The sequence below is a fragment of the Acinetobacter vivianii genome (assembly GCF_014635885.1).
In the GTDB taxonomy this organism is placed as follows: domain Bacteria; phylum Pseudomonadota; class Gammaproteobacteria; order Pseudomonadales; family Moraxellaceae; genus Acinetobacter; species Acinetobacter vivianii.
This window is the reverse complement of record NZ_BMDR01000002.1, coordinates 475,355-489,972: the sequence shown is the minus strand read 5'-3', so window position 1 is coordinate 489,972 and position 14,618 is coordinate 475,355. Positions and strand designations below refer to the sequence as shown.

Below are 14,618 nucleotides of genomic sequence, written 5' to 3'. Positions count from 1 at the left end.
ACTACAGTAGATGTCTAGCGATTATTTAAAATACGCGCCTTCTGCCTGTGTATGATCCGTTTGATCCACAACACGCTGTAACTCTGGTACATGCTGTCTTAATGTGGTTTCTACGCCTTGCTTTAAAGTTACATCAATCGCAGAACAACCTTGGCATCCACCACCAAATTTCAATACAGCAGTCAAACCATGCTCTGGGCTATCCTGTACTTCAACCAGACTACAGTTACCGCCATGACCTGCTAGACCAGGGTTAATTTCTGATTGCAATACATAAGTAATGCGTTCTTCAATCGATGCATCCGGGCCAACACGTGGCACTTTCGAGTTCGGTGCACGGAACGTTAATTGACCACCAAAACGATCTTTGTTGTAGTCAATTACCGCATCAACCAGATACGGAATTGATGGCGCATCCACATACGCAGGAAAATCTGGATAATCCTGTTTATAGTCTGTTGGCACCACTTCGTCAGGTGCACTATATGCCATACAACATTCAGCACGTGGAGTACCTGGATTCTCTACAAAAACACGAACGCCAATCCCTGGTGTATTTTGCTTTGCTAATAAATCACCTAAGTACTCTTGTGCAGAAGGAGTAATTAAAAGGTTTGGAATTTCTTCTGCGACAGCAGTGTTGGTGTTCTCAGTCGACATAACAATAATCCTCAAGCTGATGTCGTTATATTAACCGAAGATGGAGGGTAATTAAAAAAATTCAACCATTTTTGTAGGAATTCTATGCAAGATCATTGTTTATTAAGTTTTTAATGGCATTATTGCTTAGACTCTGATCAATTTAAAATATTTATGTTACATCTACCCTTTGGGCACACTGTGACCCTGATCATTATTACAGTTGCAATTTCCTTATTGGCCTTCTCTAATCAGGCAGTGATGAATCGTCTGATTTTCTGGCCTCCTGCCATGCAACGTGGGCAATATGACCGTTTTATCACGCATGGTTTTATTCATGCCGATGGTACACATCTCCTATTCAATATGATCACGCTGTTTTTCTTTGGCAATATCATTGAAAGTTTTTATCGTCAGTTTTTTTATGACATGGGCTTTGTCTTATTTTATCTGGGTGGCTTAATCGTTGCGATCTTACCCAGCTACCTAAAACATCGTCATGATGCACAGTGGGCCAGTCTAGGAGCCTCAGGCGCCGTGTCAGCGGTGCTATTCGCCTATATTCTGTTCCAGCCTTGGAATCTGATTTTTGTCTTTTTCATTCCTGTGCCTGCGATTATTTTTGCAATTTTATATGTCGCATATAGCATCTGGTCGGGCAAACGTGGCAATACCAATATCAACCACAGTGCGCATCTTTGGGGAGCCGCCTATGGTGTGGTCGTGACCATCATTCTGGAACCTCGCGTTGTCCCACATTTCCTGAATCAGTTGACCAAGCTTCCTTTTTAAATCCATTCACGATTTGCCCCAGTTCTGGGGCTTTTCTTTTTTTAAGATTAACAATCAAATTTTAATTATTTTTATCATAAAAATCATCTCTCTAAACTCGACTGCATTATTTTAACGGATTAAGTCGATTCTCATGCCTCGTAAAAGTCTTCTCACCACCTTGTCGATTGCTCTTTTTAGCCTTTCGATTTCAGCGTGCAGTAATGATGATTCAAAAGAATCCAATACTGTGGTTGAAACCAAGAAACAGCCCAATATTTTATTCATCATGGCCGATGACTTAGGCTATTCAGACTTAGGTGCGTTTGGCGGAGAAATTCACACCCCGAATATTGATGCACTGACGCAAGAAGGCCGCATTTTAACCGACTACCATACAGCGCCAACTTGTTCTCCAACCCGTTCGCAATTGATTTCTGGTACTGACCATCATTTGGCAGGAATTGGGGCAATGGCTGAGCTGACGCCTGCACATTTAAAAGGCCAGCCTGGTTATGAAGGTTATTTGAATGAACGTTCACTTTCGATTGCTGAAGTCTTAAAAGACAATGGCTATCGTACTTATATCAGTGGCAAATGGCACTTAGGTTTGACACCTGAAACCAACGCACATGCCAAAGGATTCGATCATTCATTTACCCTATTACAAGGCTTGGACTTGCATTTCAAACAAGCGCCGAGTGCCTATAAACGCAATGCAACCTATACAGAAGATGGCAAAGAAGTGCCTATTTCATCTTTACCTGATGATTTCTTCTCGACCAACTATTTCACCGACAAGCTGATCAGTTATTTAGAATCTGGCAAAGATTCAGGTAAACCATTCTTTGCTTATGCGGCTTACACCGCGCCGCATTGGCCTTTACAAGCGCCTGCCGAATATCGAGACCGTTATCGTGGTGTCTACGATGCGGGTTATAATGTGATTCGTGATGCGCGTATTGCTCGCCAGAAACAGTTGGGCTTGATCCCAGCCAACTTCACTGCAGCTGAACCCATTGCCACGCAAAATGCACCACAAAAATATGGCAAATGGAATGAGCTTTCAGCAGAGCAAAAAGCGCTGGAAGCACGCAGAATGGAAATCTATGCAGGCATGGTGGAAAATCTGGATGCCAATATTGGGCGGGTCATTCAATATCTCAAACGCAATAATTTATATGACAATACGCTCATTTTCTTTGTTTCAGATAATGGCGCAGAAGGTTTTATCCGCGGCAACTATGGCACTGAATCTGGCTTTGATAACAGCGTCAATAACGTGGGTACATCGAGTTCTTATCATTATGTGGGGCCACGTTGGGCAGAAGTGAGTGCTGCGCCATTCCACTTATGGAAGGATACGGCGGGTGAAGGTGCAACCACTGCCCCAGCAATTGTGAAACTCCCTTATCAAACCAAAGCACAAAGCACTCATCATGGTTTTGCTTCCGTGCTGGATGTGTTCCCGACAGTTTTAGATTACGCCAATATTGCCGTGCCACAAGGCCAATATAAAGGTCGCCAGATTAATACCCCAAGTGGCTATTCATGGAAATCGGTACTTGAAAATAAAGCTCAGGCCATTCGTCCCGTTAACTTTAGCTTTGCCGATGAATTACATGGCAGTAAATATGCACGTCAGGGTGACTGGAAAATTGCCTTACAAGGTAAAGCTGAGCTGGGTACAGGCACTTGGGAACTCTACAACCTGAAAAATGATCGTGGTGAAACCCAAAATCTGGCTCAAACTAATCCTGCAAAACTGCAAGAACTGGTAGATGTGTATAACAAATACACCCAGCAAAATGGGGTCAAGGAATACAATCTTCAATGAAACTAAGTCCCCTTCTCGTTTCCCTCTGTAGCCTGTCCCTTGTGGCAGGTTGCAGTAGAGTTGGGCCAGAAGTAAAGCCATCTCAACAACACCCAACAAGTCAACCAGCATTGTTGGGCTCTTTATCACGATGCCAGAGCTACTCTGGCCTGCCCGATGCATGGCAAAAACATAAAACTGCGGGGATGGTCTGGATTCCTAAAGGCTCATTTCCACTGGGTTCCAATCAGGCCTATCCAGATGAACTCAATTTTGGTGCAAAGGAACGTCAAGTGGATGGCTTCTGGATCGATCAAACTGAGGTCACGGTTGCCCAGTTTTCCAGTTTTGTCAAAGCTACGGGCTATATCACAGATGCAGAAAAACAAAAGCAGGCAGCCGTATTTTCTCCAGATGCTAACCTGCCTAATCAATGGTGGCAGTTAAAGGCTGATTACACATGGAAAACGCCAAATGGCCCGTCGGGTCAAGCGGCTCTGCCCTCTGAACCAGTCCGTTATGTCACCAAAAATGATGCAGAACATTATGCAGTCTGGTTGGGGCACGATTTACCCTCTGAACAGGAATGGGAGTATGCCGCCAAGGCGGGTTCAAAAAATGATACTCCGCTTCATCAGGCACCACAGGATGCCCATCAACATCCGCAAGCCAATTATTGGCAAGGGGAATTTCCACTTAAAAATACAGTTGAAGATCATTTTGAAGGCGTTGCCCCTGTCGGCTGTTATGCAGCCAATGCATTTCAGTTATACGATATGATCGGGAATGTCTGGGAATGGACGTCTTCTGTCTATCATGGTGCGCATGATCAACATATGGGAAATTATACGGATCTGCGCCAACAAAATAGCGCGACCACGCAATATGTACTTAAAGGCGGTTCTTTTTTATGTGCTTCTAATTTCTGTGCACGTTATCGCAATAGCAGTCGTTATCCTCAGGAGTTTGATCTGGCGGCAACGCATGTCGGGTTTAGAACCGTGTTAAGGTCTCAATAGTGATATGAATCTCATTTAAAAATTTTCAGTCCCGTTCTGGTAAAAACGAACCGATCGTTTTAAAGTGATATTCAAAGCAATAAAAATACGGGACGGAATCATGAAAAAAATATCACTCTACCTTTGTCTGTTATTCACATTCAGTCTATCCGCTTGTGCGGTACATACGCCACATGGCAGTGTTGTGGTTGATCCAGAGGGTTATCACGATGGTCATGGTGACTTTTGCCCACCAGGACAGGCCAAAAAAGGCCGTTGCTAAATTTAATCTTGCCTAAATCTGTGATGGGTTTAGGCAATTCATTTTGTTCTGTCGTACCTGAATGGCTTAACTCATCTTTTGATTGCATAAAAAGTTACATTTTTTCTGATTGATAATTTTATTTTGGTAAAACCCATATAGACTATATGGAAATAGATTTTGTTCTTTGCTGGACGCTTTAAATGAATCAAACCCAATCTCATGCTGTACTAGACATCCTGAACAAGGTTCAGCATGCTGATGACTGGATGATTTTCCTCGAAGAGCTTAACCATCATTTTGACTTTCAGGCAGCACAACTTCTTGCAGTTGATCTCGAGGTGCAGGCACTCTCATTCAGTGTGCATCATGGCGTTAATCTTGATCCTCATCAACTTGAACAAGCGGCTCTACAACAACTTCGTTTAGCCTTTGATGATGACCCACAATTAAAAAAATTATTGGCAGCACCAATCACAGGCTGGATGCATTGCAGCCAACATTTTACGGAACAGGACATTGTTCAGACACAAGTCTATCAACAGATTTTACAACCACTCAATTTACGTTTTTGCTCAGCACTTCAGGTTATTTATGATCATAAAGTCTGTGTGATTCTGGCCTTTCTGACCAGTCCTGATCGTGGTGCATTAAGTTGCTCTGAACTCCAACCGATTTATGAAATCTTGCCTCAGATCCAGCAGAAGCTTCAACAGTATCGCCATCATTTTGAATATTCCACCATGACCTTGCTTGGATCACAATTGATCCAGAAAATGAATCAGCCAATTGCGATTATTAATCTCAACGGCGATATTCTGGAAATGAATGGAGAGGCAGAAAAGTTTATCGAAAATAATGCGCACATCCAGATTGAACAGCGTCGCTTCTTTTTCAAAGCACATCAACAGCAAAAATTTGAACAGCACCTGCTTGAATTAGAACGTCTGCATAATACCTATTCAGACGTAGCATATGCTGAACGAAGTCAGGTGATGCACTTAGATCATCAGCTCTTTTTAACACTGGATCTGCTCTGCCCCGAAAAAACCCATAAGATTTTCGGTTTACGCCCAGTATTATTGGCAACATTTTCAGGGCTTCAGCATCAGCCTAAATATCAGAAAGACAGATGTAGACAGCTTTTTATGTTCACCCCCGTAGAACATAAAATATGCGAGCAACTGCTTAAGGGCAAAACCACCAAAGAAATTGCTCTTTTATATGAAATTCAGGCCGATACCGTGAAAAAGCACCTGCAAGCTATTTTCAAAAAGACCAAAACACATCGACAAAGTGAACTGATCCAGTTGCTGATGCAATTACTCTAAGTTTTAAGATAGGCAGCGTTATGCAATCTCTGCTGGGAACGCAATCACCTGATCAATCTTGACCTGATTCATCGCAACCATCAACAAACGGTCGATACCTAACGCAATCCCTGAACATTCAGGCATATTCGGCAAAGCTGCCAATAAATATTGATCGGTTGGAATGATGGCTAAACCCTGCTGTGCGCGCTCTGCATTATCAGCTTCAAAGCGGGAGGCCAACACATCTGCATCCAGCAATTCATCATAGGCATTTGCCAGTTCCAGACCTTCGATATAGACCTCAAAACGCGCTGCGACCAGTTCGCCCTCTTCATCCTGTTTCACTTTTGCCAATGAAGCCATTTCAGGTGGAAAATCGGTTAAAAATACGGGCGCATCGAAGCCCAAACTTGGTTCAACAAAGTGCGAAAACAACAGGTCCATATACCCCAGACGATCATCACCTAAATCAAGGTTTAAACCGACACGATGAGCAGTATCTTTGAGTTGTTTTAAGGTTGCCTGCAACGGATTAATATCCAGACGATCCTGAAAGGCATGCTTATAACTGAGAATCACTGGACGAATTTCACCGAAACGATGTGCTAAGCATGTTTCTAACAATTCCGCAGTTTCATGCATCAGTGCCTTTAGATCCAGACCCGGACGATACCATTCCAGCATGGTAAATTCACTGTTGTGCTTACGCCCATGCTCATCATCACGGAATACTTTACAGATTTGATAGATTGGCCCACTACCACTGGCCAATAAGCGTTTCATTGGAAACTCGGGTGAGGTCTGTAAATATTGCGTATTTAATTTGCCATGAATATGACGCTGTACCTGCACTGAAGCCAAATGCACATCGGTGACACCTGCCTGAGATAGGACTGGGGTTTCCACTTCAAGTACTTCACGTTCAGCAAAAAACTGGCGGATTTTCTGATACATCGCTGCACGCGCTTTTAATGCTTCAATGGAGCACGTTGGCTGATAGTTTTTCATCATCTGGCTCATGCTTTTGGCCCACCATGTGCAGCCCATTCACGGCGCAAAGGATAATTTTTTCGGAGTAAATCAAATGCAGTTTGCTCAACCTTGCCATCCTGAACACAAGCACGGAGTTGCTGATCGTCCGCAGCAATATCATAAATCTGCGTGAGATGCTGTTTAAGCGCAGCTTTTAAATCCTGCTCAAAGTATTGTGGTACTTGTGGCAACTGGCTCTCAAAACGTTTTGTCACTTCATAAGCAAATGTCTGGCAAAAAGCCTCATAGATCATCTGCGTACCTCTGGCCTTACCTTCCAGACTGTAACCCGCAATATGCGGCGTCGCTAATGCCAATAGATCCAGTAATTGTTCAGAAATTTCTGGCTCGAACTCAAATACATCCAGCACTACTTGACGTTTGGTTGTTGCAATATCCGCCATCAAGGCAGCTTGCTCAACCACAGGCCCACGCGCACTATTGATTAAAAAAGCGGATGGTTTCATTGCAGCAAATGCAGTCACATCAAATAAATGCTGGGTTGGATAATCGCCAGACACAGTGAGTGGTACATGAATTGAGATGGCATCGGCGCGTTTTAGCAACGCATCAAAGCAAACATTTTCAATCCCTGCAAGTTGCACATAAGGATCATAACCGATCACATTCCAGCCCAATAGCTGCGCCATCACCGCCAGTCGGCTACCCACATTGCCAAGACCCACAATTGCTAAAGTGAAGTCCTTATTTTTCTCTAATAAATCAGCATTTAAATGTAGCAAGGCAGTAATCACATATTCTGCCACCGCTTTTGCATTACAACCCGGTGCATTGCTCCAAGCAATGTTTTGTTGTTCTAAAGCCTGAATATCTAGATGATCAGTTCCAATCGTGGCACTGCCAACAAATTTAATTTTAGTCTGATCAACTAATGCATGGTTCACTTTGGTCACCGAACGTACCAAGAGTGCGTCTGCATCCTGTACATCGTGATGCGTCAAGGTACGTCCTGCCCGATGCTGTATTTCTGCAAATTCCGCAAAGAAATAATCGGTAAATGCCAAATTTTCATCTGCGATAATTTTCATGCAGAATTTTCCCTCAATAGACCTGTGCTTATTATCCTTAGCCTGATCTGAATTGACAATTCATAAATACAACTATGATGAGATTCGCTGGCAGAAAACTGTCGTGATTGGTACATGCATGCGACATATTGCCAATTTACTGCAACATGTTTGGATTTATACTTAAGCTTTCTCCAGTCACTCCAAATCGCAATGACACCCTACTCTCCTTATAAAGGCAAAAATGGCCTCAAACGGATTTTAAATGCAACGGGCTATTCACTGGCAGGCTTTAAAGCGGCGTTTAGTCATGAAGCAGCGTTTAGACAAGTCATTTTGCTCAATGTTATCCTCATCCCGCTGAGCTTTTTTGTGCATGTCTCGGCTTTGGAACAAGCCTTAATGGTCGCGGTATGTCTGTTGGCGATTATTGTGGAATTATTCAATTCAGCCATTGAAGCCGTTGTTGACCGCATTTCACTTGAGAAACATGAGCTGTCTAAAAATGCCAAAGATATGGGTAGCGCCGCGCAATTTGTTTCTTTAGCGATTATCTTTTTCACTTGGACAATTATTTTATTTAAATAAACATTCAATATTTTGCAGATAAAAAAATCCCTGCATATGCAGGGATTTTTTTGATCTAGACGTAGATGTAATTACATCATGCCGCCCATACCACCCATACCGCCCATATCTGGTGCAGCTGGTTTGTCTTCTGGGATGTCAGTAATCATGCATTCAGTTGTCAGCATCAAACCAGCAACAGAAGCTGCGTGTTCAAGTGCAGAACGCGTTACTTTAGCAGGATCAAGGATACCCATTTCTAACATGTCGCCATATTCGCCAGTAGCAGCGTTATAACCGAAGTTACCTTCACCCGCTTTAACTGCATTAATCACAACAGAAGGCTCATCGCCTGCATTTGAAACGATTTGACGAAGTGGCGCTTCGATCGCACGACGTAAAATGTTGATACCTGCTGTTTGATCTTCGTTAGCGCCTTTTAAGCCATCTAACACATTTACAGCGCGTACTAATGCAACACCACCACCAGCAACAACACCTTCTTCAACGGCTGCGCGAGTTGCGTGAAGTGCGTCATCTACACGGTCTTTCTTCTCTTTCATTTCAACTTCAGTTGCTGCACCAATTTTGATGACTGCAACACCGCCTGCTAATTTAGCAACGCGTTCTTGAAGTTTTTCTTTGTCATATTCAGAAGTAGATTCTTCGATTTGCGCACGGATCTGTTGAACACGTTCAGCGATTTGTGCAGCATTACCCGCGCCATCAACGATCACAGTGTTTTCTTTAGATACTGTGATTTTGTGCGCAGTACCCAAATCTTGAAGAGAAGCTTGCTCTAAAGACATACCGACTTCTTCAGAAATAACAGTCGCGCCAGTCAAGATCGCGATGTCTTGAAGCATTGCTTTACGACGGTCACCAAAACCAGGTGCTTTAACAGCACATACTTTGATAATACCGCGCATGTTGTTCACAACAAGTGTTGCAAGCGCTTCGCCTTCCACATCTTCAGCGATGATAAGAAGTGGTTTACCTGTTTTAGCAACAGCTTCTAATACAGTAATCAATTCACGGATATTGCTGATTTTTTTATCAACAAGAAGGATGAATGGATTTTCAAGTTCAGCAGTAAGCGTATCTTGCTTGTTCGCGAAGTATGGAGAGATATAACCACGGTCGAACTGCATACCTTCTACAACGTCTAAAGCGTCTTCGAAGCCAGAACCTTCTTCTACAGTGATAACACCTTCTTTACCTACTTTTTCCATCGCTTGAGCGATAAGTTTACCCACAGTTGTATCAGAGTTCGCAGAGATTGAACCTACTTGTTCAATTGCTTTGAAATCATCAGCAGGTTTTGCGTTGGTACGGATATTTTCAACAACTGTTTTTACAGCGATGTCGATACCACGTTTTAAATCCATTGGGTTCATACCAGCAGTCACTGATTTGATCCCTTCATTTAAAATTGCTTGAGCAAGTACAGTTGCAGTTGTTGTACCGTCACCCGCGATGTCATTTGTTTTAGAAGAAACTTCACGAACAAGTTGAGCACCCATGTTTTCAAACTTGTCTTTCAAAGAAATTTCTTTTGCAACAGTCACACCGTCTTTAGTGATGTGTGGCGCACCGAAAGAACGGTCAATGACAACGTTACGGCCTTTAGGACCTAAAGTTACTTTTACAGCATCTGCAAGTACGTTAACGCCTGCAATCATTTTTGAGCGAGCTGAATCACCAAATTTTACGTCTTTAGCTGACATGTTAAACTCCGAATCTTTTTAAATACTGAATCTGATAATAAATTTGAGTTATGTGTCGATTAGCCTTCAAGCACAGCTAAGATATCTGACTCTTTCATAATCAAGAGTTCTTCACCACTTACTTTTACCGTTGTACCTGCATAAGTACCGAACAATACTTTGTCGCCAACTTTAACGTCTAAAGCACGAACGCCGTTGTCAGTGATCTGACCATTCCCCACTGCAATTACTTCACCTTGAGATGGTTTTTCAGCAGCAGAACCTGGAAGTAAAATACCACCAGCCGTTTTAGTTTCTTCTTCTACGCGACGAATCACAACACGATCATGTAATGGACGAATGTTGCTCATAGTTAACTCCATCAGACTTAGTCTTATTGATTAATGTGTGTCACCAGTTCGTGGCAACACATATAAAATTTTGGTATGCCACTTTTTTGGGGATGAAAAAAATGGCTTCAAGGGGAAAATGAAAAAAAATTCTATTTATAGATGTTTTTTTAATCACAATAATAAAGTTATGCCGAATTAAACAACATTTTGTGATTTCACAAATGTTTTAGCAGATTCGTCAAACCAGTAATGCGCTATCAGACCATCATCCGAAATCACATTAAAACTATTTGATAATCCAAAACGTAAACGCTTGGATGTGGCGGTTCCTGCATGAATATCCAGAATCGGATGATCAAATCCTAAATGAAAAATCTGATTGAGATCGTGTACTGCCACTTTATGTAAGTGACCATGCAAAAGACCGAACAAACCTGTTTTGCCCCATTGTTCTAAAGCAATTTTTCCCAATACGGGGCAGTCCTTATCGCCATGGTCATTTGGAAAGGTATAAAAAGGTTGATGGAATACCACGATTTTTATTTTATTGGCTGGCGCACTGTTCAACCGCGCATAAGTTTCATGAATCTGCTCCAGTGAAACGTGTCCTCGGGTGTGATATCGCCGCCGAATACTGTTTACACCTACTAAATAGAAATGTTCAGTCTCCAAAGTGGTTTCCATGCGACCGAAAAAAGCCTGATAACGCACAAAAGGAGAAAAAAAACGGTTCCAGACGTGATAAAGCGGAATGTCATGATTACCAGGCACCACCAGATAAGGAATCGACAGTGCATCCAGAAATTGACGGCAGGCATAAAACTGCTTAATACGCGCACGTTGTGTCAGATCACCACTCACCACCACAGCTTCTGGACGATGCTGCTGACAAAACGCCTTGATCGCGTCAATACAAGCTTCACGCTCTGTTCCAAAATGCAGATCAGACAGATGTAATAACATTAGGAACCATCACTTTTAACGCAGATTTTTCGACTGCAAATTTTAATGGAGTTTGCATCTCCTTCAACTCTCCATCTAACGCAACTGTTAACTGTGGTTTTTTACACTCAACCAGTATATGTTCAGCACAGAATGAATAGACCCCTGAAGCCTGATCGATTTTCCCCTGAATCAATTTCCATAACATTTGCAATAAACTGAAACGGTCACTTTTAGCCACCACCACGCCAGCCAGTTTGCCATTGGCAGCACATTCCGCAATTCTTAATTTCATGTCGCTGAGTTGCAACTGATTATTACCAAAGAAAATCAATGGCGTTGCGACTGGATATTTTTCCCCATCTACGCTCACGGAAAGCTTTAAGGATTTATGCTCACGCAGTAATACATCTAGCGCAGAGGTATAAGCATTTAAAGGAAGCCGTCCAAAGTGCTGATTAAAACGTTCCCGTTTTTTAATAAATAAAGGATATAGCCCAAGACTGGCATTATTTAAGTAAATTTGATCATTGATCGTGGCAATATGGACTTTTTGAATCGCGCCAGTTGCAATCACTTCTGCCGCCTCAAAAACATCTAGCGGGATATTCAAGACGCGGGCGACATAATTAAAAGTACCCAACGGAATAATGCCCATCGGAATATCGGTATGCATCAACTTTTTTGCTACCGCATTTAAAGTACCATCTCCTCCCGCTGCCACCACAACGCCACGCGACTCAGTCTGTTGATGTCGAGCCAGCACCGTTCTCATCATGGCATCAAAATCAGTTTGAGAACTCAGCTCAAAAACCTGAATTTCGAATCCATATTGCGTCCAGAAAGTCATGAGACGCTCATATTCTTCATCTTGTTGTGCTGCATGAAAACCTGATTTTTGATTATAAATAATAGACAAAGGCTTTACATCGGGGGCCATAATTTTCAACCTTAAAGAAGATTACAGGCTTATTTTTGTTTACAAAATCAACAAATAATAGCTTGTTTATGTAAATTTTGAATGAGCTTCATTCATATAATCAATAACAATTCTCAAGAAATTTTAAAATATACTAAATAATTGTTTTTATTAAAAATTTATAACAAAAATAACATATATAAAAAAACAAAATAGCAAAATATAAAATGATTAAATTAAACAAAAACAATACTTTAAAAACAAAAGTGGATTCCATGCTTTAGACCCCACCCTATTCTTTAGTCTTATATTTTTTATGATTTTATGCTTTAATACAGCCACTTTTTTTACTTCATCTGTCTTACTGTCATCCAGTAGATAGAACTTGTACGTTGTACACACTTTAAAAAGGCATCACCATGACCCAAGTGAACGCACCAGAATTCGTTCGTCACCCTAAGCTAATTGCATGGGTGGAAGAAATTGCAAAATTAACCAAACCAGCAAATATCGAATGGTGTGACGGAAGCGAAGAGGAATATCAACGTCTAATGGACTTGATGATCGCTAACGGCACCATGCAAAAGCTCAACCAAGAAAAACATCCTGGTTCTTATCTTGCAAATTCTGATCCTTCTGACGTTGCTCGTGTTGAAGACCGCACTTATATCTGTTCACAAAATGAAGAAGATGCTGGCGCAACAAATAACTGGGTTGCACCTGCGGAAATGCGCGCAAAATTAAATGGATTATTTGACGGCGCAATGGAAGGCCGTACCATGTATGTGGTTCCCTTCTCGATGGGTCCTTTAGGAAGCCACATTGCTCACATCGGTATCGAATTAACAGATTCTCCTTACGTTGCTGTCAGCATGACAAAAATGGCACGTATGGGCAAAGCAGTTTATGACGTGTTAGGCACAGATGGCGAATTCATCCCATGTGTACACACGGTTGCTGCACCGCTTAAAGATGGTCAAAAAGATGTTGCTTGGCCATGCAACAACGAAAAATATATCGTTCACTATCCAGAAACTCGTGAAATCTGGTCTTACGGTTCTGGTTACGGCGGTAATGCTTTACTTGGTAAAAAGTGCTTAGCATTACGTATTGCTTCTGCAATGGGTCGTGAACAAGGCTGGTTAGCTGAACACATGCTTATTTTAGGCGTGACCAATCCACAAGGTGAAAAACACTACATCGCAGCTGCATTCCCTTCTGCTTGTGGTAAAACTAACTTTGCAATGTTGATTCCACCAGCTGGCTATGAAGGCTGGAAGATTGAGACTGTAGGTGACGATATTGCTTGGATCAAACCAGGTGAAGATGGTCGCTTATACGCAATCAACCCTGAAGCTGGTTTCTTCGGTGTTGCACCGGGTACAAATACCAAAACCAACCCGAACTGTATCGCAACGATGCATAAAGATGTTATCTATACCAACGTTGCAGTGACTAAAGACGGCGAAGTATGGTGGGAAGGTCTAACTAAAGAAGTTCCAGCTGATCTAATCACTTGGAAAGGCCAACCATACGTTGAAGGCGAAAAAGCTGCGCATCCAAACTCACGCTTTACCGTTTCTGCGGGTCAATGCCCTTCGATTGATGCTGACTGGGAAAATCCAGCGGGTGTACCAATCTCTGCGTTTATCTTCGGCGGTCGTCGTGCAGACACAGTGCCTTTAGTATCTGAAGCATTTGACTGGGTTGATGGCGTTTATAAAGCTGCAACTATGGGTTCTGAAACAACTGCTGCGGCTGTTGGTCAACAAGGTATCGTTCGTCGCGACCCATTCGCAATGCTTCCATTTGCTGGTTATAACATGGCTGATTACTTCGGTCACTGGTTACAACTAGGTAAAGAAGTTGGCGCGAAAGCTGAAGCTGCTGGTAACAAATTACCAAAAATCTTCAACGTGAACTGGTTCCGTCGTGACGCTGAAGGCAACTTCGTATGGCCTGGTTTTGGTCAAAACATGCGTGTTCTTGAGTGGATCATCGATCGTTGTGAAGGCCGCGCTGAAGCGACTGAGACACCAATCGGTTATGTTCCAACTTACGAACAATTGAACTGGACTGGTATTGAGTTCTCTAAAGAACAATTCAACACAGTAACAGCGCAAGATAAAGACCAGTGGATCAAAGAACTTGAAAGCCACACCGAGCTATTTACTAAACTTGGTGATCGCTTACCTCAAGCACTTAAAGATCGTCAAAATGAATTATTAGCAGCTGTTAAATCTGCTTAATTTCTTTCGTTTCCCTCTTTAAA

Annotated in this window: 14 protein-coding genes; 7 read left to right on the top strand and 7 right to left on the bottom strand. The window is 42.3% G+C overall.

Annotated elements, in window-relative coordinates:
* Nucleotides 1-21: 21 nt before the first annotated feature.
* Nucleotides 22-660, bottom strand: coding sequence for a Fe-S biogenesis protein NfuA (nfuA, locus tag IEV36_RS06045; RefSeq protein WP_004770341.1), 639 nt, complete (start codon nucleotides 658-660; stop codon nucleotides 22-24).
* Between the two features lie 153 nt (nucleotides 661-813).
* On the opposite strand from nfuA, the gene IEV36_RS06040 reads away from it, so the two are divergent.
* From IEV36_RS06040 to IEV36_RS06020, 5 genes are all read left to right on the top strand, one after another.
* Nucleotides 814-1,431 (top strand): rhomboid family intramembrane serine protease, encoded by a 618-nt coding sequence (locus IEV36_RS06040; RefSeq protein ID WP_004770342.1) that lies wholly within the window; start codon nucleotides 814-816, stop codon nucleotides 1,429-1,431.
* A gap of 133 nt (nucleotides 1,432-1,564) precedes the next feature.
* Complete coding sequence (locus IEV36_RS06035; protein ID WP_005259055.1) at nucleotides 1,565-3,247, top strand: arylsulfatase; 1,683 nt, start codon at nucleotides 1,565-1,567, stop codon at nucleotides 3,245-3,247.
* On the top strand, nucleotides 3,244-4,245 hold the full coding sequence (locus IEV36_RS06030; RefSeq protein ID WP_005259057.1) for an SUMF1/EgtB/PvdO family nonheme iron enzyme: 1,002 nt from the start codon (nucleotides 3,244-3,246) through the stop codon (nucleotides 4,243-4,245). The genes IEV36_RS06035 and IEV36_RS06030 overlap by 4 nt, the downstream gene beginning before the upstream one ends.
* 100 nt (nucleotides 4,246-4,345) lie before the next feature.
* Complete coding sequence (locus IEV36_RS06025; protein ID WP_004770345.1) at nucleotides 4,346-4,507, top strand: hypothetical protein; 162 nt, start codon at nucleotides 4,346-4,348, stop codon at nucleotides 4,505-4,507.
* 182 nt (nucleotides 4,508-4,689) lie between these two features.
* A complete protein-coding gene (locus tag IEV36_RS06020) occupies nucleotides 4,690-5,817 on the top strand; it encodes a helix-turn-helix transcriptional regulator (protein WP_005259061.1) in 1,128 nt (375 codons plus the stop codon).
* 18 nt (nucleotides 5,818-5,835) lie between these two features.
* Here the strand turns inward: IEV36_RS06020 and epmA are convergent, their stop codons facing one another.
* Together epmA and IEV36_RS06010 are read right to left on the bottom strand one after the other, a co-directional pair.
* Entirely contained in the window at nucleotides 5,836-6,810 is a 975-nt protein-coding gene (gene epmA / locus IEV36_RS06015) for an EF-P lysine aminoacylase EpmA (protein WP_171068047.1), read from the bottom strand.
* A 5-nt stretch (nucleotides 6,811-6,815) separates the two neighbouring features.
* Nucleotides 6,816-7,880, bottom strand: coding sequence for a 4-phosphoerythronate dehydrogenase (locus IEV36_RS06010; protein ID WP_005259065.1), 1,065 nt, complete (start codon nucleotides 7,878-7,880; stop codon nucleotides 6,816-6,818).
* Between the two features lie 192 nt (nucleotides 7,881-8,072).
* Between IEV36_RS06010 and IEV36_RS06005 the strand changes: the two genes are divergently transcribed.
* Nucleotides 8,073-8,447, top strand: coding sequence for a diacylglycerol kinase (locus IEV36_RS06005; RefSeq protein ID WP_004770353.1), 375 nt, complete (start codon nucleotides 8,073-8,075; stop codon nucleotides 8,445-8,447).
* A gap of 71 nt (nucleotides 8,448-8,518) precedes the next feature.
* On the opposite strand, the gene groL is transcribed toward IEV36_RS06005, so the two are convergent.
* The 4 genes from groL to IEV36_RS05985 all read right to left on the bottom strand — a co-directional run bounded on the left by groL (nucleotide 8,519) and on the right by IEV36_RS05985 (nucleotide 12,367).
* Nucleotides 8,519-10,153 carry a chaperonin GroEL gene (gene groL, locus IEV36_RS06000; RefSeq protein ID WP_004770360.1) on the bottom strand — a complete coding sequence of 545 codons (1,635 nt, stop codon included), beginning with the start codon at nucleotides 10,151-10,153 and terminating at the stop codon, nucleotides 8,519-8,521.
* 59 nt (nucleotides 10,154-10,212) lie between these two features.
* The gene (locus tag IEV36_RS05995; protein WP_004652030.1) at nucleotides 10,213-10,503 is read right to left on the bottom strand and encodes a co-chaperone GroES; all 291 of its coding nucleotides are present in this window, start codon (nucleotides 10,501-10,503) and stop codon (nucleotides 10,213-10,215) included.
* Nucleotides 10,504-10,680: 177 nt separating this feature from the next.
* Nucleotides 10,681-11,448 carry a metallophosphoesterase family protein gene (locus tag IEV36_RS05990; RefSeq protein WP_005259070.1) on the bottom strand — a complete coding sequence of 256 codons (768 nt, stop codon included), beginning with the start codon at nucleotides 11,446-11,448 and terminating at the stop codon, nucleotides 10,681-10,683.
* Complete coding sequence (locus IEV36_RS05985; RefSeq protein WP_005259072.1) at nucleotides 11,429-12,367, bottom strand: diacylglycerol/lipid kinase family protein; 939 nt, start codon at nucleotides 12,365-12,367, stop codon at nucleotides 11,429-11,431. The genes IEV36_RS05990 and IEV36_RS05985 overlap by 20 nt, the downstream gene beginning before the upstream one ends.
* A 398-nt stretch (nucleotides 12,368-12,765) precedes the next feature.
* Here IEV36_RS05985 and IEV36_RS05980 point away from each other — a divergent pair, with 398 nt between their 5' ends.
* Nucleotides 12,766-14,595, top strand: a complete 1,830-nt coding sequence (locus IEV36_RS05980) for a phosphoenolpyruvate carboxykinase (GTP) (RefSeq protein ID WP_005259074.1) — start codon at nucleotides 12,766-12,768, stop codon at nucleotides 14,593-14,595.
* Nucleotides 14,596-14,618: the final 23 nt, after the last annotated feature.

What these genes read in the sequence shown, in the direction of transcription:
- nfuA (WP_004770341.1), bottom strand. Translation starts at nt 660, where the DNA reads ATGTCGACTGAGAACACCAACACTGCTGTCGCAGAAGAAATTCCAAAC.
- IEV36_RS06040 (WP_004770342.1), top strand. Translation starts at nt 814, where the DNA reads ATGTTACATCTACCCTTTGGGCACACTGTGACCCTGATCATTATTACA.
- IEV36_RS06035 (WP_005259055.1), top strand. Translation starts at nt 1,565, where the DNA reads ATGCCTCGTAAAAGTCTTCTCACCACCTTGTCGATTGCTCTTTTTAGC.
- IEV36_RS06030 (WP_005259057.1), top strand. Translation starts at nt 3,244, where the DNA reads ATGAAACTAAGTCCCCTTCTCGTTTCCCTCTGTAGCCTGTCCCTTGTG.
- IEV36_RS06025 (WP_004770345.1), top strand. Translation starts at nt 4,346, where the DNA reads ATGAAAAAAATATCACTCTACCTTTGTCTGTTATTCACATTCAGTCTA.
- IEV36_RS06020 (WP_005259061.1), top strand. Translation starts at nt 4,690, where the DNA reads ATGAATCAAACCCAATCTCATGCTGTACTAGACATCCTGAACAAGGTT.
- epmA (WP_171068047.1), bottom strand. Translation starts at nt 6,810, where the DNA reads ATGATGAAAAACTATCAGCCAACGTGCTCCATTGAAGCATTAAAAGCG.
- IEV36_RS06010 (WP_005259065.1), bottom strand. Translation starts at nt 7,880, where the DNA reads ATGAAAATTATCGCAGATGAAAATTTGGCATTTACCGATTATTTCTTT.
- IEV36_RS06005 (WP_004770353.1), top strand. Translation starts at nt 8,073, where the DNA reads ATGACACCCTACTCTCCTTATAAAGGCAAAAATGGCCTCAAACGGATT.
- groL (WP_004770360.1), bottom strand. Translation starts at nt 10,153, where the DNA reads ATGTCAGCTAAAGACGTAAAATTTGGTGATTCAGCTCGCTCAAAAATG.
- IEV36_RS05995 (WP_004652030.1), bottom strand. Translation starts at nt 10,503, where the DNA reads ATGAGCAACATTCGTCCATTACATGATCGTGTTGTGATTCGTCGCGTA.
- IEV36_RS05990 (WP_005259070.1), bottom strand. Translation starts at nt 11,448, where the DNA reads ATGTTATTACATCTGTCTGATCTGCATTTTGGAACAGAGCGTGAAGCT.
- IEV36_RS05985 (WP_005259072.1), bottom strand. Translation starts at nt 12,367, where the DNA reads ATGGCCCCCGATGTAAAGCCTTTGTCTATTATTTATAATCAAAAATCA.
- IEV36_RS05980 (WP_005259074.1), top strand. Translation starts at nt 12,766, where the DNA reads ATGACCCAAGTGAACGCACCAGAATTCGTTCGTCACCCTAAGCTAATT.